This is a genomic window from Terrimonas ferruginea DSM 30193, from assembly GCF_000425585.1.
GTDB lineage: Bacteria > Bacteroidota > Bacteroidia > Chitinophagales > Chitinophagaceae > Terrimonas > Terrimonas ferruginea.
Map to the genome: position 1 here is coordinate 310,857 of NZ_AUDS01000008.1, position 21,530 is coordinate 332,386.

Annotated in this window: 16 protein-coding genes and 1 tRNA gene; 12 read left to right on the plus strand and 5 right to left on the minus strand. The window is 45.4% G+C overall.

Translation table 11 applies throughout. From position 1 onward, the window contains the following. Window positions 1-24 precede the first annotated feature (24 nt). Complete coding sequence (locus H608_RS0101335; RefSeq protein ID WP_028786088.1) at window positions 25-1,263, plus strand: chromate transporter; 1,239 nt, start codon at window positions 25-27, stop codon at window positions 1,261-1,263. Window positions 1,264-1,269: 6 nt separating this feature from the next. Here H608_RS0101335 and nadD read toward each other — a convergent pair whose 3' ends face one another. Together nadD and H608_RS0101345 are read right to left on the minus strand one after the other, a co-directional pair. After that, window positions 1,270-1,842: a nicotinate (nicotinamide) nucleotide adenylyltransferase gene (gene nadD / locus H608_RS0101340; protein ID WP_028786089.1), complete on the minus strand. Its 573-nt coding sequence runs from the start codon at window positions 1,840-1,842 to the stop codon at window positions 1,270-1,272. Window positions 1,843-1,857: 15 nt separating this feature from the next. After that, window positions 1,858-2,088, minus strand: coding sequence for a FeoA family protein (locus H608_RS0101345; protein WP_038006618.1), 231 nt, complete (start codon window positions 2,086-2,088; stop codon window positions 1,858-1,860). Window positions 2,089-2,148: 60 nt separating this feature from the next. Between H608_RS0101345 and ybeY the strand changes: the two genes are divergently transcribed. The 4 genes from ybeY to H608_RS24305 all read left to right on the plus strand — a co-directional run bounded on the left by ybeY (window position 2,149) and on the right by H608_RS24305 (window position 8,501). Next, a complete protein-coding gene (gene ybeY, locus H608_RS0101350; protein ID WP_028786091.1) occupies window positions 2,149-2,604 on the plus strand; it encodes an rRNA maturation RNase YbeY in 456 nt (151 codons plus the stop codon). A gap of 1,021 nt (window positions 2,605-3,625) precedes the next feature. Further along, complete coding sequence (gene mnmG / locus H608_RS0101355) at window positions 3,626-5,488, plus strand: tRNA uridine-5-carboxymethylaminomethyl(34) synthesis enzyme MnmG (RefSeq protein ID WP_028786092.1); 1,863 nt, start codon at window positions 3,626-3,628, stop codon at window positions 5,486-5,488. Between the two features lie 70 nt (window positions 5,489-5,558). Further along, window positions 5,559-7,940: a T9SS type B sorting domain-containing protein gene (locus tag H608_RS0101360; RefSeq protein ID WP_028786093.1), complete on the plus strand. Its 2,382-nt coding sequence runs from the start codon at window positions 5,559-5,561 to the stop codon at window positions 7,938-7,940. Window positions 7,941-8,069: 129 nt separating this feature from the next. Beyond that, window positions 8,070-8,501: a hypothetical protein gene (locus tag H608_RS24305; protein ID WP_071836898.1), complete on the plus strand. Its 432-nt coding sequence runs from the start codon at window positions 8,070-8,072 to the stop codon at window positions 8,499-8,501. A gap of 316 nt (window positions 8,502-8,817) precedes the next feature. On the opposite strand, the gene H608_RS0101370 is transcribed toward H608_RS24305, so the two are convergent. Both H608_RS0101370 and recQ read right to left on the minus strand, forming a co-directional pair. Continuing rightward, a tRNA-Phe gene (locus H608_RS0101370) sits at window positions 8,818-8,890 on the minus strand. 145 nt (window positions 8,891-9,035) lie between these two features. Then, window positions 9,036-11,300 (minus strand): DNA helicase RecQ, encoded by a 2,265-nt coding sequence (recQ, locus tag H608_RS0101375; protein ID WP_081658748.1) that lies wholly within the window; start codon window positions 11,298-11,300, stop codon window positions 9,036-9,038. Window positions 11,301-11,569: 269 nt separating this feature from the next. Here recQ and H608_RS0101380 point away from each other — a divergent pair, with 269 nt between their 5' ends. The 6 genes from H608_RS0101380 (at window position 11,570) to H608_RS0101405 (ending at window position 17,671) form a co-directional block, all read left to right on the plus strand. Next, window positions 11,570-12,535, plus strand: coding sequence for a KpsF/GutQ family sugar-phosphate isomerase (locus tag H608_RS0101380; protein ID WP_028786095.1), 966 nt, complete (start codon window positions 11,570-11,572; stop codon window positions 12,533-12,535). Window positions 12,536-12,606: 71 nt separating this feature from the next. After that, a complete protein-coding gene (locus H608_RS0101385; protein ID WP_028786096.1) occupies window positions 12,607-13,689 on the plus strand; it encodes a mannose-1-phosphate guanylyltransferase in 1,083 nt (360 codons plus the stop codon). Window positions 13,690-13,698: 9 nt separating this feature from the next. Further along, complete coding sequence (locus H608_RS0101390; RefSeq protein ID WP_028786097.1) at window positions 13,699-14,421, plus strand: 3'-5' exonuclease; 723 nt, start codon at window positions 13,699-13,701, stop codon at window positions 14,419-14,421. Window positions 14,422-14,426: 5 nt separating this feature from the next. Further along, window positions 14,427-14,759, plus strand: a complete 333-nt coding sequence (locus tag H608_RS0101395) for an MmcQ/YjbR family DNA-binding protein (RefSeq protein ID WP_028786098.1) — start codon at window positions 14,427-14,429, stop codon at window positions 14,757-14,759. A gap of 30 nt (window positions 14,760-14,789) precedes the next feature. Continuing rightward, window positions 14,790-16,460: a hypothetical protein gene (locus H608_RS0101400; protein WP_028786099.1), complete on the plus strand. Its 1,671-nt coding sequence runs from the start codon at window positions 14,790-14,792 to the stop codon at window positions 16,458-16,460. Window positions 16,461-16,522: 62 nt separating this feature from the next. Further along, window positions 16,523-17,671 carry a methionine aminotransferase gene (locus tag H608_RS0101405; RefSeq protein ID WP_028786100.1) on the plus strand — a complete coding sequence of 383 codons (1,149 nt, stop codon included), beginning with the start codon at window positions 16,523-16,525 and terminating at the stop codon, window positions 17,669-17,671. Here the strand turns inward: H608_RS0101405 and nadA are convergent, their stop codons facing one another. Then, window positions 17,672-18,682, minus strand: coding sequence for a quinolinate synthase NadA (gene nadA / locus H608_RS0101410; RefSeq protein ID WP_028786101.1), 1,011 nt, complete (start codon window positions 18,680-18,682; stop codon window positions 17,672-17,674). It lies immediately after the preceding gene. A 564-nt stretch (window positions 18,683-19,246) separates the two neighbouring features. Between nadA and H608_RS0101415 the strand changes: the two genes are divergently transcribed. Next, window positions 19,247-21,412, plus strand: a complete 2,166-nt coding sequence (locus H608_RS0101415) for a S46 family peptidase (protein WP_028786102.1) — start codon at window positions 19,247-19,249, stop codon at window positions 21,410-21,412. Window positions 21,413-21,530: the final 118 nt, after the last annotated feature.

Genomic DNA, 21,530 nt, shown 5'->3' on the forward strand with positions numbered 1-21,530 from the left:
CCTTGTACGCCAAGAACCCCTGCTATGTTACTGCGCCATTTTTCATTTCTGAAATCGGTACTGTTGCACGCCGTCACTGCATACGGCGGTCCGCAGGCGCATATGGGCATGATGATGAAAACATTTGTGCGGCAGACACCTTATATAACAGAGCAGGAATTACTCGAGTACAATGCATTTTGTCAGTTGTTGCCCGGTGCGTCTTCCACCCAAACGATTACGCTCATTGGTTATAAACGCGGTGGTGTTCCGCTGGCCATTCTTACACTGGCTATCTGGATTTTGCCTGCATGTTTTTTAATGGGGATGCTGTCGTTTCTGCTCCGGTACATCGACCAGCGGGCGTTACATACAGATATATTCAAATTCATTGCGCCGATGGCGGTGGGGTTTCTGCTGTATTCCTGTTTCACTGCATTTCCCCATGCCGTAAAAAATACGATCACTACAGTGATCATGCTGGTAGGTAGTCTTATCACATTTTTCTTTTTCCGTTCACCATTTATTTTTCCGGCGCTGATCCTCATTGGGGGTGTTACTACCAATCTCAGTCACAAACGGATTCCGCAGGTACACGAGAAACCGAGGAAAATAAGGTGGTGGAATTTCTGGTTGTTTGGTATCATCTTTCTTGCGGCCGGTGTACTCAGTGAAACGGCGAGAAAAAATGAATGGACCCATCGAAAGCCGTTGAACCTTTTCGAGAACACCTACCGGATGGGCAGCCTGGTGTTTGGCGGCGGGCAGGTGTTGATGCCAATGATGATCGAACAGTTCAGCGTGCGTCCAGAGGTGGTGAAAGAAAAAAACCCCAACGTAATTCAGATCGACAAAAACGACATGTACACCGGGATGGGGATCGTGCGTGCGGTACCGGGACCAGTATTTTCGATCGCGTCTTTTACCGGTGGAATGGCGTTGAAAGACATGGGGCCAGAAATGCAAACCGTCGGCTGTATCATTGGGTCGATCGCTATTTTTCTGCCGAGTGCATTATTGGTGTTATTCTTTTTTCCGATCTGGAACAACCTGAAAAAATATGCGGTCATCTACCGTTCGCTGGAAGGTATCAATGCGGTGGTGATGGGGATCATGATCGGTTCCACCTTTTACCTGATGAAAGATATATCGCTCATCGATGTAAAGACAGTAAGCCTGATGAATATCGGTGTGATTGCCGGGACGAGTTTATTGCTGGCTTATTCGAAACTTCCGGCACCTGTGATCGTAATCGTGTGCCTTGCTCTTGGTTACTTTTGGTAACAAACGTTATTTTTTATAGTAGCCTCCCTTTTCGATCTCGTCTCTCACATTTTCGGGCACGAGATAGCGGATAGATTTACCGTCGCGGATAAGCTGGCGGATCTGCGTGGCGGAAATCTCAAGTAATGGAGCATTCGCCTGGTGCAAATCTGCATTCAGTTCGTTGTTAATCGGAAAACCCGGACGATCGTAAACGTAGATTGGGTAATTATTAATAATGAAAGACGCGTTGTGCCACTTACCCAGATTCTGAAAACTGTCACCGCCCATTATGATACTGAATTCGTAGCCGGGGTATTTTTCGGCGAGGTGCGTCAATGTGGTGGCGGTATAAGACGGTTTGGGCAAAGAGAACTCGATATCGGAAGCCCGGAGACGATCATCACCATCGATCGCTACGCGTACCAGGTGCAGGCGGTCGTACTCGTTGAGTAAAGTTTTGCTTTCCTTGAAAGGATTCTGCGGAGAGATCACAAACCAAATCTTCTGCAAACCGGTTTGATTGAGCAGGTGGTTTGCGATGATCAGGTGACCGGTATGAATAGGATTGAAGGAACCGAAAAATAAACCGACTTTCATCTAAAAAATTGAATATCAATCAATTGTATCAACAACAATATGGCCAGCTTCGTTTTTCCGAAGGCTGAGTGTATAACCCGCAACTGCTACGGACACCGGATCTCCGAGTGGTGCCACATTTTCCACCACGATTTTTTCACCTGGCAGGCAACCCATTTCCATGAGTTTCAGAAAAATTTCTTCTGACGTGAATTCCTTGATGATCGCTTCTTGTCCGGGCTTGAGTTCTGACAGTAATGTTTCCATGGTGTTGTATTCCTGCAAAGCTAACGTTGTATTCTGGGGTTTGTTTACGAATTTTGAAAAATGAGCATAGTAACATCTTCAGTATCATTTTTCTCCGAGCATCCTGTCACGCTTCGGCATCGTCGCTTATTAAAGCAATTTATAATTTCGTTGTTCCGTAGCGAGGGAAAAAAACTTCAACACCTGAATTACATTTTTTGTAGTGATGAGAAGATTTTGGAGATCAACAAGACCTATCTCAGGCATGATTACTATACCGATATTATTACGTTCGAACTTCAGCCAAAAGGAGAACCTGTGGAGGGTGATATCTTTATCAGTGTAGAGCGGGTGAAGGACAATGCACAACAATTGGAGCAGACACAGACCCGCGAGCTTCACCGGGTAATCTTTCATGGTGCGCTTCATTTGTGTGGATACAGGGATAAAACAGCAAAGGAGGAAAAGCTGATGAGGGCAAAAGAAGATCATTACCTGGACAAGTATGAGAAATTTCTCCGGAAGGAATCTAAATAAGCTTCTTGATAGATGATTGCGAAAAGCCTCTGACTTATAATCGGAGGTTTTTTATTCTTACCTCTCGCCTTGTTAATGTTTCACGTGGAACAAGCTTTTGTCTTCGATCGAACGCGGTTTTCAAAGATAGGTTATATGGGATAAGAATCTTTGATGCTTCGTTTCACGTGAAACTGATAGTTACGGAAGCATAACCGATCGCCTCGGGATTTTAATTGGATTAAAGGAGGAGACGTCCATCATACTCACGAATAGGTGGCTCCCCTGCTGGATACCACATACCATCTTACGAAGGACCCCGTTTCACGTGAAACATCAAAGGAGACACTTCCTGTAAACTTCTTCTGCGGCGTCCAGATAAGAAACAAAACACTCAAACCATCCATGTTACGAAACACCGGCCTCCTATTAGTTCTTCTCCTACCGCACCATCCAGGTTCCACGTGAAACGATACCCCGCGTTCAGAACCACTGTTCCAGCTCAAGGGAGAATCGAACTCTCTCTCTTCTCAACACCCAAGTACCTGAACCAGTTATCGGCAATTGCCACCATGTTCCACGTGAAACGGAAACATGCGCAACTTCGAATAAGGGAGCCGTAGCTTAGATCTCAACCTGAAAACCCTGCGAATCCGGCTTATAAGCCAAGGTCATCAGTTGGGTGAGATTATTATCTAGCTTTTAAAAAGATTACTGGGTCCAGTTCCCATGCGAGCTGTTCATTCGTTCCACGTGGAACAAGGTGGTTGCCAAGTGCTTTCAAAGGTCTTCGGCATATTCAAAACATAAGAGACCAGTCTGCTCTAAAGAAGAACGATGCTGCACGTCAAAGAAGCCGCATAATTCCGTCAAGCTTGAACGTCGCACCCGTTCCACGTGGAACGTGAACATCTGGCCGCTCATTATTACGTAACAAACGGGCTAAGTTTCACGTGAAACTACAGCGGTCGAACTGCTCCATCCGATAGACGCGTTCCACGTGGAACAAGCGAGCTCCTGCTTTTATCCTACCTTTGCTCCCATGTTTCCAGAATACGATGTTATAGTGGTAGGTGCCGGTCATGCCGGTTGTGAGGCGGCAGCGGCTGCAGCCAATCTTGGCTCCAAGGTTCTGTTGGTGACCATGAATATGCAGACGATTGCCCAGATGAGTTGTAACCCAGCCATGGGAGGAATTGCCAAAGGGCAAATCGTCCGGGAAATCGATGCCCTCGGAGGTTACTCGGGCATTGTTACGGACAAAAGCATGATCCAGTTCCGCATGCTCAATCGTTCAAAGGGACCGGCCATGTGGAGTCCCCGTACGCAAAACGACCGGATGCTCTTCGCTGCTACCTGGAGAGAGATGCTGGAAAAAACGCCAAACGTAGATTTTTACCAGGACATGGTAAAAGGCCTTGTCATCAAAGACGGCAAAGCGCAAGGGGTAATTACTGGATTAGGCCATGAGATCAAATCAAAAGCGGTGGTGCTTACCAACGGAACCTTTCTTAATGGTATCATACATATCGGAGAAAAGAACTTTGGGGGCGGCCGCGCCGCGGAAAAAGCAGCTACTGGCATAACAGAACAGCTGGTTTCTCTCGGCTTCGAAAGCGACCGGCTTAAAACGGGAACTCCTCCCCGGGTGGATGGCCGAAGCCTCGATTATTCAAAAATGGAAGAACAACCTGGTGATGACGACATCAGCGGGTTCTCCTATCTGCCCGTTCCAAAACCAGCCAAACAGGTTTCCTGCTGGATCACTTATACCAATAATAAAGTACACGATATTCTGAAAACCGGCTTCGACAGAAGCCCCATGTTCGCCGGACGGATTGACGGTGTTGGTCCCCGGTATTGCCCCAGTATTGAAGACAAGATCAACCGTTTTGCAGAGCGTGAACGCCACCAGATCTTCGTTGAACCGGAAGGATGGAATACTGTTGAAATCTATGTAAATGGCTTCTCAACTTCTCTGCCCGAGGATGTACAATACGAAGCGCTTCGTATTATTCCCGGCTTTGAGAATGTCCGCATCTTCCGGCCAGGCTATGCCATTGAGTACGATTACTTCCCACCAACGCAGCTCAAACACACATTAGAAACTAAACTAATATCGAATCTGTTTTTTGCAGGACAAATAAACGGTACTACCGGGTATGAAGAAGCCGCTTGCCAGGGCTTGATGGCCGGGATCAATGCGCACCAAAAAACAAAGGAACTTGCTCCACTGATTCTTCAAAGAAGTCAGGCTTATATCGGGGTGCTCATCGACGACCTGATCAGCAAAGGAACCGAAGAACCTTATCGCATGTTTACCTCCCGTGCAGAGTTCCGTACTTTGCTCCGCCAGGATAATGCCGACATAAGACTAACCGGACTGAGTCACGCGATCGGTCTCGCGTCGGATGAAAGAATGGAACGATTGACAAAAAAAGAAACTGCCGTACAACAAATAAAAAAACTACTTCACGATATTCAGCTCGAGCCGGAAGAAATCAACGGTTATCTACTTTCCCTCGACTCTTCTCCGATTTCCGAAAAACAACGCGCGGACAAAATTCTCCTACGGCCAAATGTTGGTCTGGCCGAATTGATCGACAACGTTCCCAAACTTGCCGAACACCTCAATTCATTCAACAACGAAGCGCTGGAACAATCGGCTATCCAGATCAAGTACGATACCTATATCCAGAAGGAGCGAGATCTTGTAAACAGGATGAGTCAACTGGAGAACCTGGAAATACCTGATAGTTTCGACTATTTCAAAATACCGGCTCTCGGTAATGAAGCCCGTGAAAAACTGCTCCGCGTAAAGCCGCGTACTTTAGGGCAGGCGAGTCGCATCTCCGGTATCAATCCCAGTGATGTGCAGATACTGATGGTATACATGGGAAGATAAGAATACCCTAACAAATCAAGCTTCTTTACCTGCGGCATTAATATTAGTTTTGCCGTTTGCACCGAACGTCATGTTTAAGCCACTCCGGACATCGAGGTTATTGCTGCTTGGCCTGATCTTTCTTACAGGATTGATCGTTCCGACATATATATATGGACAATGTCCGACGCGGATCAATTCATTTCCCTATACCGAAAGTTTTGAAGCAACCGATGGTAACTGGGTTACAGGCGGTACCGCTTCAGACTGGGCATGGGGAACACCTGCCAAATCAATTATTAATCGCGCTGGTTCGGGCACCAGGTGTTGGATTACTGGCGGGCTCTTCGATAACTTCTACAACAACGGCGAAGCCTCCTGGCTCCGAAGCCCTTGTTTTGATTTTACAAACGTGACGCATCCCTTTATAGCATTCAAAGTTTTCTGGGAAATCGAGCGGATCTGGGATGGTGCCGGTTTTCAATATTCATTGGATAATGGCGTCACCTGGACCACTGCCGGATCCGCAGGCGATCCAACAAATTGTCTAAATGAAAACTGGTTCAATTATCCAACCATCAGAGGGCTTAGTCCGCTGGGTTCAACTACGGCGGGATGGAGCGGCAACAGTCGCCCTACACAGGGAAGCTGCCAGGGTGGTTTCGGTAGCAACGGCTGGGTTACAGCAAAACATACTTTCCCGAATCTCGCCGGTCAGTCTTCTGTTGTTTTCCGTTTTACGTTTGGTGCCGGTACAACCTGTAACAATTTCAATGGTTTTGCAATAGATGATATCTTCATCGGTGAAGCCCCTGTTAACCAGGCATCCTTCACCTATACCTGTACAGGTAATCAGCAGGTATCTTTCACGAATACATCCACTCCCTGCCCCACTAGCATTCAGTGGAACTTTGGTGATCCCTCAACGGGAGCCGCCAACACATCTTCGGACGCAAATCCATCACATCTTTTTTCCGGCGGTGGTACTTATACGGTAACGCTTACAGTTGGTGGTCCGGATAATGCCTCTTCAACAACTACGCAAAATATTACAGTTCTTGAAGCTGACGGTGTTGAAGTAACGCCAGTTTCCTGCAATGGCGCCAGCGATGCAACAGCATCAGTAACCGTAATCGGCGACAATGCTCCGCTTAGTTACAGTTGGTCAACAACACCTGCGCAGAATACGCTCAATGCAACAAATCTTTCAGCAGGCAATTATACCGTTACAGTATCGAGTAACAATGCTTGTCCGGCCAGTTCCACCATTACACTTTTCGATCCTCCGGCAATTACACATACGGCCACAACCGTAGCTCCGGCTTGCAACACGGCAAATGGATCCATCGATCTTGCCGTAACCGGCGGCACTCCCGGTTATACCTACTCCTGGTCGCCCAATGTAAGTACAGGTTCACGTGCAGACAATATTCGCTCCGGAACTTACACTATTACTATTACCGACTCACGCAACTGTACACACACAGCTACGGTAATATTAAATGATCAGAATGCCCCGGTGATTAGCGGACAATCTTCCACAAATGTTTCGTGTTTCAACGGAACAAATGGAAGTATTACAACAACCATCAGCGGTGGTACTCCTGGTTATTCTTATAGCTGGTCTCCATCCGGCGGAGCACAACCGAATGCAACAAATCTTTCGGCCGGCACTTATACATTAACCGCGCGTGACCAATTAGGGTGCATTGCCCAATACACACAAACCATCACACAACCTGCAGCTGCATTATCCGTTACCACCTCAGTTGTTGATGCTACTTGTGGTAATAACAATGGGCGTATACAAACAAATGCAACCGGTGGAACTACTCCTTATCAATATACCTGGACTCCATCAACCGTAACCGGAGCATCTGCAACAACACTGCCACCAGGGAACTATATCATTACGATCACCGATGCCAATAACTGTACAACCTCCACGCCGGTACTTACCGTACAAAATAGAGGATCGATTGCTCCACTCGATTTAGGACGAGACACAACACTTTGCTTTGGTGAAACACTATTGTTATCCCCGCCAGGAAACTATCAATCTTATCTTTGGCAAGATGGTTCAACGGCTTCAACATTTCTTGTCTCTGAACCAGGAAACTATTCGCTCCTTGTCGAATCGACTGATGGATGTCAAACATCTGATGCCATAATAGTACAGGTCAATCCTGCCTGCAACGCTATCTATTTTCCAACTGCTTTTACACCCAACAATGATGGCCGCAATGATCTGTTCGGCCCTATTGGTAATCTTGCCGGCTTATCGCAATATCAATTTTCCATTTACAATCGTTGGGGACAACGGATTTTCTTTACCAATGACCCTTACAAAAAATGGGATGGGCGGATACAGGGAACAACATCTTCATCTACTGTTTATACCTGGTTTGCGCGCTTCTCACTAAATGGTGCTGCTCCAGAAACCCGGAAAGGAACAATACTGCTGATACGATAAAAAGCAAAACTAACTTACCGGGAAAATGAAAGCCGTATAATAAACGGGTAATAAAATCAAAAAACATAAGTATTTATAACACGGCTATCGTTATGGCCTCTCCGATATTTGTCCTGCCAATCAATAGCTATGGACTATACCGGAATCTGTTTATATTGTAATGAGCCGCTACGTGGACGGGCAGATAAAAAATTCTGCGACGATCAATGCCGTAATAATCACAACAACCAAAGGAAGATTGCTGCCAATCCTTTCGTTCGTCATATTAATCAGATCCTTCACCGCAACCGGCGTATACTTGAAAAACTTTTGCGTGGCCGGGTAAGTCATGTAAGAATTGAAAAGGCTTTGCTCGACAGCACGGGTTTCAATTTTCAATATCACACCCACCTTCTATCGCCGGTTGCGGATCAACCCGCTATCCGATTCTGCTATGAGTTTGGTTTCTGTGTTATGGGGAATGAAGTAATCCTGGTGAAACAGGAACACATTCTGCCGGGGTCGGTCGATGAGGTGAATCCATTTAAGCCAACAACCAGAAAAAGCAGGGATAAAGGCTGACGTTCTTGTTATTCTTACAAATCCAATCTGATCGAACCGCCGGCGCGCCAAAGGCGGATACCGCACCATACACTCCTCCTGACATAGAAACTTTTCACTCACTTTTTATCATAAAAAAAACCGGCATTTCTGCCGGGCATTTCCGTGGTGTGGGGCGGGATCGAACCGCCGATGCGCCACGGCGACACTGGCACAAGGATTTTCAGTCCTTTTCCGCCAAAGGCGGATACCGCCCATCCACTCCTCCTGACATAGAAATTTTTCCCCCACCTTCTACCGTAAAAAAAGACCTGGCATTTCTGCCAGGTCTATTCCGTGGTGTGGGGCGGGATCGAACCGCCGACACAAGGATTTTCAGTCCTTTGCTCTACCAACTGAGCTACCGCACCATTATCTTTCAGTTCTTTTCCGCCAAGGGCGGATACCGCACCTTTTCCGCACCATTACTACACTATCCTTCCATAACAGCGGAGCGCAAAAATAGCCGTTTTTTCGGAAAAAAGACATTTCCACACCCTTTTTTCCAATAGTTTTTTACATTCCGTATTCACTTAAGAACTTGATCCGCATGATCTTCAATTGCTCCCAGTTGAAATCAAATTCGGCCAGTTCCTCCAAAGCTACCTGCAGCGAAGACGTTTCACATCCTTTAAAATATTCAATGATCTCTTCCTGCTCATGCTCATCCAGCATCTCGTCAATCGCATAATCCAATTTCAACCTGGTCCCGCTCGCCGCGATCGTTTCCATTTCCTCCAGCATCTCATCCATTCTCCAACCCTTGTTCCTGGCGATTGTTTCAAGAGAAACCTTCTTATCCGTATTCTGAATGATATATACTTTATTCCCACTTTTATTCACCACACTCTTCATCACAAAATCATCGGGGCGTGTGATCTGGTTTTCTTCCACATATCTCGCTACCATTTCCACGAAAGGTTTTCCGTAACGGATCGCTTTACCCTTGCTTACACCCTGGCATTTTTCCAGGTCGGTTACACTCATCGGGAACATCGTGGCCATGTCCTGCAAGGACGATTCAAGGAATATTACAAACGGAGGAAGGTTCTTTTTCTTCGCCTCCTTCTGCCGCAATTCCTTCAACATTTCAAACAGTTTCTCGTCAGTAGCGGCACCGGTACTTGTTTCAACTACTTCCTCGTCATCTTCATCGGCATCCTTGTACAGATTGTTCAACACCACAGAGAAACTCTTCGGCTTCTTCAGGAATGCTTCACCCTTCTTCGTCAGTTTCAACACACCATATTCCTCTATATCCTTCGTCAGCAATCCGCCCAACAACATCTGACGGATCAGTGAGTTCCAGTAAAAACCATCTTTATCATTTCCACTCGCAAATACTTCTATTCCTTCGTGGCGGAACATCTGGATCTGCGGTGTCAGTTTTCCACTTATAATCTGCACTACATATTCTGTGGCAAATCTTTCATCCAGCGCTTTAACGGCTTTCAACACCAATTGCGCTTCTGTTTTTGCTTCCAGCTTTTCTTTCGGTTGCTTACAGTTATCACATTGTCCGCAATTCTCCTGCTCATATTCCTCACCGAAATAACTCATCAATACTTTACGGCGACAGACTCCGGTTTCAGCAAATCCAACCGTCTCATTGATCAGTTGCGCGCCAACTTCGCGTTCACTTAATGGCTTATCACGCATCAAATGTTCGAGTTTACTCACATCCTTGTGTGAATAATACAGCACACATTTTCCTTCCAGTCCATCGCGACCTGCACGGCCTGTTTCCTGGTAGTAGTTTTCTATTGATTTGGGAATATTATAGTGGATAACGAACCGGATATCCGGCTTATCGATGCCCATACCGAATGCGATCGTAGCACAGATCACCTGCACATCCTCACTGAGAAACTGATCCTGTCTTTCCGCACGCAGTTTAGCATCCAGACCGGCATGATAGGCAACCGCTTTTATGCCGTTTGCTTCAAGCAATGCCGCCATTTCTTCAGTGGTCTTGCGGTTCAATGTATAAATGATACCGCTTTTCTTCTTCATGCTTTTGATAAAGCGGACAATACTTTCGTTGGTCTGATTCTTCTTGATCTTCGGCAGTACTTCGTAATAAAGATTGGGTCTGTTGAAGGAAGAGATAAAGATGTTGGGTTCACGCAGGTCGAGGTTCTTCGTGATATCGCTCTGCACTTTGGGTGTTGCAGTAGCCGTCAACGCAATCACCGGTGCATCGGGATTGATCTGGATCATCATCTCACGAAGGCGGCGGTATTCAGGCCGGAAATCGTGTCCCCATTCCGAAATACAGTGTGCTTCGTCAACCGCGAAAAATGATATTTTAAGATCGGAGAAAAATTCAAGGTTCTCTTGTTTGGTGAGTGTTTCCGGGGCCACGTACAACATTTTTGTACGTCCGGTAAGCAGGTCATCATGAACTTCCTTGATCTCTTTTTTTGAAAGTGTAGAGTTAAGAAAATGCGCTACTTCGTCATTGCTTGAATAGCCTCTTACCAGGTCAACCTGGTTTTTCATCAGCGCAATAAGCGGGGAAACAATAATTGCCACGCCTTCACTTACCATGGCGGGCAGTTGATAACAAAGGCTTTTGCCGCCACCGGTGGGCATGATCACGAAAGTATCGTGCCCGGCCAACAGCGATTCAATCGCTTTTTCCTGCGTGCCTTTAAATTTATCGAATCCAAAATTCTCCTGTAATGCTTTGTGAAGATCGAATCGTTCTTTGGGTGCAGCAGCGTCCTTGCTCTTCAGTTTTTTGGAACCTGTGGTTCGCTTTTCGGTTGATATTGCCATTGCTCAGTTTTTCAATCGCACTTCTTCAGTGCCGACATAAGTAAGGTACTTAATTTTACCCGTTCATGCCATCCTTGCGGGTGGTGAGATTCATGAGGAAGGTTTAATACGTGACATTTGGCTGATTAGCCAGTGTGACGGGGCCCGTAACTAAGTGGGCAGCGAATTTACGAATCAAACATGGTTTATTCAAGTGCTGAATCGTTAAAATTAAGTACATCGATTGCGAAATTCTTTTCATGATAAATACGGTTAATTTTGTACTCTTCATGAAACCGACAATTAAGCAAATTGCCTTACGAACGATTGAATTGGAATCACTTGCCATAGCAGGTCTTGCCAACTACATCAACGAAGATTTTGAAAAAGCCGTCGATACCATCAGCCGCTGCAAAGGCCGCGTGGTGTTCAGTGGCATCGGCAAGAGCGCCGTTATTGCCCAAAAGATCGTTGCCACTTTCAATTCAACAGGTACTCCTTCAATTTTTATGCATGCCGCAGACGCCATTCACGGTGATCTGGGCATCGTTCAACAGGATGATATTGTTGTTATTATCAGTAAAAGCGGGGAAAGTCCGGAGATCAAGGTGCTTGTTCCGCTCATCCGCAATTTTGGTAATACCCTGATCGCCATCGCTGGTAATGATCAGTCGTATCTGGCCCGCAGGTCCGATATCCTGCTCAATACAACGGTTGACCAGGAAGCCTGTCCCAACAACCTCGCTCCTACATCCAGCACTACTGCCCAGCTCGTAATGGGCGATGCGCTGGCTGTTTGCCTGATGGAAGAAAAAGGCTTCCGCAGTGATGACTTTGCACGTTTTCATCCCGGCGGAGCGCTGGGTAAAAAACTCTACCTGCGTGTTTCTGATCTTTATATTAATAATGAAAAGCCTGAGGTCACTGCCAATCAATCACTTAAAGAAGTGATCATGGAAATGACCCGGAAAAGACTGGGTGTTACCGCCGTTACCGGCGACAACAAAGAATTACTTGGTATCATCACCGACGGAGACCTTCGCCGGATGTTAAAAAATGATCTTACCATCAACGATAGCATCACTGCCTCTGATATTATGACCAAAAATCCCAAAACCATTCAAGCTGATCAATTAGCGGTTGAAGCGTTGGATCTTCTGCGTAAAAACGAAATCACACAACTCGCTGTGGTCGACAACGGAGTGTACCTGGGCATCATTCACCTTCACGATCTTGTTAAAGAAGGTATTATCTGACGTCGGCCAAACATTTACTACGTAAAAAATAGATAGTTTTGCCGGTCTTAATCAAGCGTTAATCAACGTACATGAACAAACATCATTATGTAGCCATCATGGCCGGTGGTATCGGCAGCCGTTTCTGGCCGATGAGCCGCGCCAACCATCCTAAGCAATTTCTCGATATCCTTGGAATAGGACGTACGCTGATACAGCAGACCTTCGACCGCTATAGCCAACTCGTTCCCGCAGAAAATATCTTTATCATCACCTCCAAAGAATATGTTGAGAAGGTAAAAGAACAACTACCCGGTATTTCTGCAGATAATATTCTTGCGGAACCTTCACGCAAGAATACAGCGCCCTGCATTGCGTACATCGCTTTCAAATTATTTCAGAAAGATCCCAATGCCTTAATGATCGCTGCGCCCGCCGATAACCTCATCCTCGATACGCAGGCGTTTATTGAAACGGCTAACAATGCATTCAGATTTGTAGATCATATCAATGCTTTGGTAACGATCGGTATCAAACCCACTTCACCCAATACGGGTTATGGTTATATCCAGCATGAAGCACCGGAAGCCGCGCCAGGTGTGCATAAAGTGAAAACATTCACGGAGAAACCCAACCTTGAACTCGCCAAAACCTTTGTGTCCAGCGGAGACTTTCTCTGGAATGCGGGCATCTTCACCTGGAAAGTGAAAAATGTTATCGCTGCTTTTGAAAAATATCTTCCGGAGATGTATGAAGTATTTGCCCCGGAAAAAGACAAATTCAATACACCGGAAGAAGCGGCCGCCATCGAATCCATTTATCCGCAATGCACCAATATCTCTATTGATTTTGGTATCATGGAAAAAGCGGAAAACGTGTATGTGATACCTGCTTCCTTCGCCTGGAGCGATCTGGGTACATGGGCCAGTGCCTGGGATAATATGGAAAAAGACTATTTCCAGAATGCCGTGGTTGGTGATCAGGTGATGGTAGTAGACGCCGGCAATTGCATGGTACACGTACCCGACGGTAAACTCGTTGTTCTGCAAGGCGTACAGGACTACATCATTGTAGATACAAAAGATGTATTGCTGATTTGCAAAAAAGACAAAGAACAGGAGATCAAAGAATACGTTGCCGAGATCAAACGCAACAAAGGAGATAAATTCCTTTAACTATAAACTATGCCTTACCCCGTCAACCAGGTTCTCTTTATCGACATAGAAACCGTGCCGCAATATGCGGAGTTTGAAGAGGTACCGGATGCATGGAAAGACCTCTGGCAAAAGAAAGCAGCTTCTTTACTGCGCTCGCGGGAAGATGAAACAATTGAAAGCATTTATCCGAGAGCCGGCATCTATGCAGAGTTTGGAAAAATAGTCTGTATCAGTTGTGGCTTTCTGCAAGGATCAGGTGATCAACGCAAACTTGTTATCAAATCATTGTCCGGCGATAACGAACCACAACTGCTGGCAGCTTTCTCCTCCATTCTCGATAAATGGAGCCACAACAATGAAGCGCGTTATCTCTGCGCGCACAATGGAAAAGAATTTGATTTTCCTTATCTGTGCCGCCGCATGATCATCAACAATATTCCCCTTCCATCATTGCTGAACATCGCCGGCAAAAAGCCCTGGGAGATTACGCATCTTGATACACTGGAGCTGTGGAAATTCGGCGATTTTAAAAATTATACCTCCCTCAATCTGCTCGCCACTGCGCTGTCTATTCCTACACCCAAAGATGATATCGATGGTAGTATGGTTTGGGAAGTATATTGGAAAGAACGCAATCTTGATCGTATCGTCACCTATTGTCAGAAAGACGTGATCACCCTGGCACGTATCTTCCTGCGCCTGCAGGGCGAACCGGGCGTAGACGATCAACAAGTTGAATTTAAAAACTAATAGCAATGGATATCGAAGTGATCAGAGATTATTGTCTCTCCAAACCGGATGCAGTAGAAACACTACCCTTCGGACCGGATACACTTGTATTCAAAGTAAACGATAAGATCTTCCTCCTGCTGCCACTCGACTCAGATCGGGCACAATTCAATGTAAAATGTGATCCCGATCTCGCGCTCGAACTGCGCGAAACCTATCATGCCGTACAGCCGGGTTTTCACATGAATAAAAAACATTGGAACACGGTCATACTCGATGGAACCGTTCCCGCCAAACTGATCAAAGAGTGGATCGATCACTCTTATGAACTCGTAGCCAAACCAAAAAAGAAAAAATAAGCCACCAATTTTTAACAAGCCATCACCAACATGAAGAAGTTATTTTTTGCAGCATTTACGCTGTTGCTATCACTATGTAGTTTTTCCCAGAATTATCAACTCATCAGCGGGGATCAAATAAAAGTAAGTAAATACTCATCCGACCTCGACATTGTAGCCAGCGACAAAACCGGTAATTATTTTGCCGAACAAAGATGGTCCTGGAACCTGAGAGCAAAACTTTACAAATTCGATAAAAACTACAACGATATTTATGAAAAAGATTACCGGAAAGAATTGCGTGGCTCCATCTTTCGTGGCTTCTACCCGATCGACGAAGAGCTGGTGATGTTTTCCACAGAGTATACCAGGAAAGAAAAAACGTTCACCTTATATGCCCGCAAAATCAACAAGACCACTGGCGAAATAAAACAAGACGCCAAAGAGATAGGAACCTTTCCTCTGGAAGATAAGCGTGATGATTTCGAAGTAAAATTTGCACCTGTTTCCAATGGAAAAAAATTACTTTTTGCTGCCAACGTTTCCAATAAAGACAGGGTGTCTTTAGTTACCGCGGTACTGGATCCCCAACTTAAAAGAGAAGCCACGGCTACCATTGATTTTCGATTTACGCCTAAGCAATTCAGTATCCAGGATGTATTTTATACTGCCAATGAAAAGATCGTTGTACTGGGTAAAGAATCGGAAGAAACACAGGTTGGAAAACGTAAAAAGAAACGCTGGGTATTCAAACAATATATACTGCACATTTACACAAAAGCAGGAAAAAAAGAGAAAGAAATTCCTATTACCGCCGATCAGCGTTTCGCTATTAGTGGAAAACTTATCGAGCATACAGATGGCACATTAGCTCTTGCCGGCTTTTATGCTACCGATCCCAAGAAAAAAGATTTAAGCGGATTTTTCCTGAGCAAAATAGACACAGATAAAAACGAATTACTCCTCACCTCTTACAAAGAGATCAATGCTTCCATGATCGGCCAGAACTATACAGAAGATGCAGATGACGATAACGACGATGATAGCAAGAAGTCCAAAAAAGAAGAAAAGAAAAAGGATGATGACGACGAGGAAGAGGAAATACCAAATGATTATGTTCTCAAATCTGTACTGATCAATCCGGCAGACAACTCGATGGTTATTACTGCAGAAATATCACAGCTATATGTTTATCAAACACAGAATAGAAGCGGTAATATGACCACATATACTACCGTTTATAGTTATACAACAAAAGACATTTTACTTATAGGACTTAACGCCGAGGGAAAGGTTAAATGGGTCAACAGTATTCCAAAGAAACAACAGGAAAAATACGAGAATCCTAATATCACCCGCTCAGAAGAAGATTATTTCTCAGGAAAAACTGCCCACCCTTATTTTTCCTCCTTTGCTGCCCTTATCAATAAGGATAAACTCATCATTCTGATGAATGATCACCAAAGCAATAATGTTAATCCCGAATATGGACACAAAGTAAAACGTGTGTATAATTTCAAAAAGAAAAGTAATTTTTACGGCATCAGCGTTGACCTGGTAACAGGCACCATGAAACGTAAAATGATCTACGATAATTCATCCGATGGTATCATGATGCCAAGAAGCGCTTATATTAATGGTAGTACCATTTTAATACCAGCAACCCGGGTCAAAATGTTTGGTAAGAATGAATTGAAAATGTCCCAACTAACAATAAAATAAAAACACAGGCCTCCTCCGGGAGGCTTTTTTATTTCATCCATTCATCCTGTAAATTGCATATCATGACAACAGGTATACAATCCAAACTCCCCGAAGTAGGCACTACCATCTTCACTACCATGAGCGCTCTGGCCAATGAACACAAAGCCATCAACCTCGGTCAGGGTTTTCCAGACTATGATATGCCGGAAGAACTTATGTCATTGGTCAATAAAGCCATGCATGACGGCTTCAACCAGTATGTGCCCACGCAGGGTTATCTTCCCCTGCGGGAAGCCATTTCCCAAAAAGTACTTAGTCTTTACAATGCATCCGTAAATCCGGATACGGATATCACCATCACACCCGGTGGCACCTATGCTATTTATACCGCGCTTACAACTGTATTAAAGCCTGGTGATGAAGTGATCGTATTCCAACCCTGTTACGACAGCTACATACCCAATATCGTACTCAATGGCGCCACACCGGTATTCGTCGACCTCAGTTTTCCCGATTACCGCATCGATTGGGAGGAAGTGAAAAACAAGATCACACCGCGCACGAGAATGATCATGTTGAACAGTCCGCATAATCCAACCGGCACAGTTCTATATCCGGAAGACCTGCAACAACTGGCTGCGATTGTACAAGACACTTCCATACTTATTCTCAGCGACGAAGTTTACGAACACCTCATTTTTGATGAAATACCACATCAAAGCGTATTGCGTATTCCCGAGCTGAGAGAGAGGAGCTTTGTTTGTTTTTCCTTCGGAAAATTATACCATTGTACCGGATGGAAATTGGGTTATTGCATAGCACCCGCTGAATTGATGTCCGAGTTCAGAAAAGTTCATCAATTCAATTGTTTCAGTTGTCATTCGCCTTCACAGGTTGCGTTGGCTGCTTACCTGCAGGATCCTTCTACTTATAATTCGTTGGGAAAAATGATGCAGGGTAAACGGGATCATTTTGCGGGTCTGATGCAATCATCCAGGTTCGATCCACTGCCTTCACACGGGAGTTATTTTCAGTTGTATCGCTACAACCGCATTTCAGAAGAAAATGATGTGGAGTTTTGTAAACGTATTACCAGGGAATATGGTGTTGCAGCCATTCCTGTTTCCGTATTTTATCAGCAGTCAACCGATCACGGCGTGATAAGGTTTTGCTTCGCAAAAAGAGAAACGACATTGGAAGAAGCTGCTTCAAGACTGCAGCGCATCTGATTACAACCCCGCCTTTGCACTGATCTCCAACATACGTTCAATCGGCTTACGTGCAGCGAGACGGAGTTGTTCTTCCATTTCAATAGCCGGTTGCTCGTATTTCATGCAGAGATAGATTTTCTCCAGCGTATTACGTTTCATGTGCGGACAATCATTACAGGCGCAGCCATTGTCGGGAGGAGCTGGTATAAACGTTTTTCCGGGGCTTGCCTTCATCATCTGGTGCAGAATGCCTGTCTCTGTAGCTACGATGTATTCCTGCGCATCATCGGTCTGAGAATACTTCAGAATGCCGGTTGTGGATCCGACATAGTCCGCAATGCGCAGAATAGGTTCTTCACATTCGGGGTGTGCCAGCAGTTTGGCCTTCGGATATTGCACTTTCAGCTTCGTTATTCTTTCCAGGCTGAAAATTTCGTGCACCATACAGGCGCCATTCCACAGGACCATGTTGCGTCCGGTGACTTTGTTGATGTATGCGCCCAGGTTTTTGTCGGGTGCGAAAATGATCTTCTGGTCCTGCGGGAAACTATCCACGATGATCTTGGCATTGCTGCTGGTAACGATCACATCGCTGAGGGCTTTGATGCCGGCACTGCAGTTGATGTAACTCACCACCACGTGGTCCGGATGTTGCTCTTTGAAACGTTTGAAAAGCGGCGGCGGACAACTGTCGCTCAGGGAACATCCCGCTTTCAGGTCGGGGATCACCACTTTTTTTGTCGGGTTGAGGATCTTGGCAGTTTCAGCCATGAAGTGTACGCCGGCAAACACGATCATGTCGGCTTCTGTTTTTTCTGCCTGCTGTGCCAGACCGAGGCTGTCGCCGATGTAGTCGGCGATATCCTGGATATCCGCATCCTGGTAGTAGTGCGCGAGAACAATTGCATTTTTTTCCTTCTTCAACCGCTCGATCTCGGCAAACAGATCCAGTGTCGGATCCACTTCGAGATCCAGGAAACCTTTTTGTTCAATTTCAGCGGAAGCGGAGGCGAGCGTTTCTGTGTTCATCGTCACAATTTTTTTTCGACAGTGCAATGTTACGAACCCGGCAACCCAAAAAACAAATTTAAAATTCGCAGGCCCGTAGTATTAGAACTAATAATAAGTAATAAATAATTTTTATAAAAACCCTATTATTATTATGGCTGTGAATTAGTGGGTAACTATTTTTTAAAATCGGTTTTGGCGTTTGGAATTGTCGTTATTCACAATTTGATTTCCCTTATTAACATCCATTTATCACGACTGGTTTGAATTTGAGCCCGATTTCCACAATTGTGTGAATTAATCCTGATGAAAACTTTCTGATCCCTTTTTGCGATGTTGAATGTGGATTGTTGTGGAATAACTGTGCGTCTTTGCACCGCGTTATAAAAAATTAACTTTCGAAACTGTTTACATCCCACTAATCCCGTTCCATATCAACGTTTCACACAGGGTTATTCACACTTTTCCATCTCTATTCACAGCTCTGTGGGGAGAAATAGTTGTTATTCACCCGCCTGACTCAATCCAAAATCTACAACTGCTGAAAACTAACAAGTGCTATTTTTACGCAAAATCTATCGCTATATGAAGGTACTAAAACTGTTTTTGCTCGCTTTTGTCCTCTTTTTCTCCTCGCTGGCGCGCGCGGACGAAGGAATGTGGTTACCCCTGTTGCTGGAGAAATTGAATGAACAGCAAATGAAGAGCCTCGGCATGAAGATCAGCGCCAGGGATATATATAGTGTGAATAACGGAAGTCTCAAAGACGCAATCGTGAGTTTCGGTGGCTTTTGTACCGGCGAAGTCATTTCTTCCAAAGGTCTTGTACTTACCAACCACCACTGCGGATTCGATGCCATTCAGAACCATTCAACGCTTGATAATAATTATATAAGAGATGGCTTCTGGGCACGGAATTATGCCGAAGAAATCCCGAATCAGGGTCTATTTGTCACTTTTATCGCCAGAATTGAAGATGTCTCCAAACTCGTACTGAATGGCGTAACCAGCGGTATGTCTGAAAAAGATCGCCAGGCACTGATTGAAAAAAATATGGGTCTTGTAAAAAATGCGGCTAAAAGAGAAACCTACCAGGATGCTTTTATCCGCGGATTTTTTGAAGGCAATCAATATTATATGTTCGTTACGGAGACCTACAATGATGTAAGACTGGTAGGTGCACCGCCTTCTTCGATCGGAAATTTTGGAAAAGACACCGACAACTGGATGTGGCCCCGCCACACCGGGGATTTTTCACTTTTCCGTATTTATGCCGGAAAAGACAACAAACCGGCCGCATATTCAACAGAAAACGTCCCTTTTGTGCCAAAAAAGTCACTTTCTATTTCACTCGACGGAACGGCTAAAGGAGATTTTACCATGATTTTCGGCTTTCCCGGCCGCACAACGGAATACCTGCCCGCAGCTGCCGTAAAACAAATAGTAGAAGTAAACGATCCGACAAAAATCGCTATCCGCGACAAGGCACTCGCCGTGATCGATGGCTTTATGCGCAACGATGAGCAGATAAAAATCCAATACGCGGCAAAATATGCCAGCATCGCCAATGCCTGGAAAAAATGGCAGGGGGAGGTATTGGGCCTTAACCGTACAGATGGTGTCGGGAAAAAGAAAAAATATGAAGAAGAATTCAACCGCCGCGTGCTGGCCAGTGCCCAACTAAAACAGCAATACGGAACAGTGCTCGGCGACCTGGAAAAAGCTTACGCAGAACTATATCCTTACGGTATTGCACGCGATATATATGGTGAGATAATCCCTAAAATTGAACTTTTTACCGTAATTCAACAGCTAAAACAGCTAAAAGCGGCCCAAAATCAGGGAGAAACGGCTTTTCAGGCCCAACTGCCTAAAACCAAAGAACGCCTCCGTGAGTTTTATAAAGAATACGACAGCCGCGTAGATGTAAAACTCTTCGAAGCACTGATGCCTATATATATAGGACAGGATTCTGCCTATTCAGCACCCTCTGTTCGCCAAAAATCCGCCGGCTACGCCGGTGATTATGCGCGCTGGGCCCAGGAACTTTACAAAACAACCGTGCTGGCGGATGAAAATAAAGTACTCGAAGCGCTGGATAAAGATCCTGCTGGCCTGCTGAATGCCCTGACCAATGACCCGGCCGTGGCTTTGCAAACGGAGCTGGCGCAGAATTATTCGGCCAAAGTACTTCCCCGCCTCACCGAAATCCAGGCCCGCATCAACGCGCTTCAACGCACGTACATGCAGGCGCAGATGGATGTGATGACCGAGAAAAAATTCTATCCGGATGCCAACAGCACGTTACGCGTGACTTACGGAACCGTCAAAGGATACGAAGCCCGCGACGCCGTTGCATATGATATTCATACTTATCTCGATGGCGTAATGGAAAAATATGTTCCCGGCGATTACGAATTTGATGTGCCGGCCAAACTCCGCGAACTCTATCAAAAGAAAGACTATGGTCAATACGGCGCGGCCGGAAAAATGCCGGTTTGTTTTATCGCCGCCAATCATACCACCGGCGGTAACAGCGGAAGCCCGGCGCTGGACGCCTATGGCAACCTGGTTGGTCTGAACTTCGACCGGGTTTGGGAAGGCACCATGAGTGATATCAATTACGATCCTTCGATCTGCCGCAATATCATGGTGGATATCCGCTACGTATTATTTATTATAGATAAATACGCCGGCGCGGGTCACCTGGTGAAAGAAATGAAGCTGGTTCATCCGAAGAAAAAGAAATAGTTTACAGCCTATTAGCAGACCCCGCCGGACAGGCGGGGTTTTTTTATGCGAATCATTGCCGCAAGACGTGCATTCACGCTGATTTCGTGAGTTTTCCCCAATTTGTTCATAACTTCAA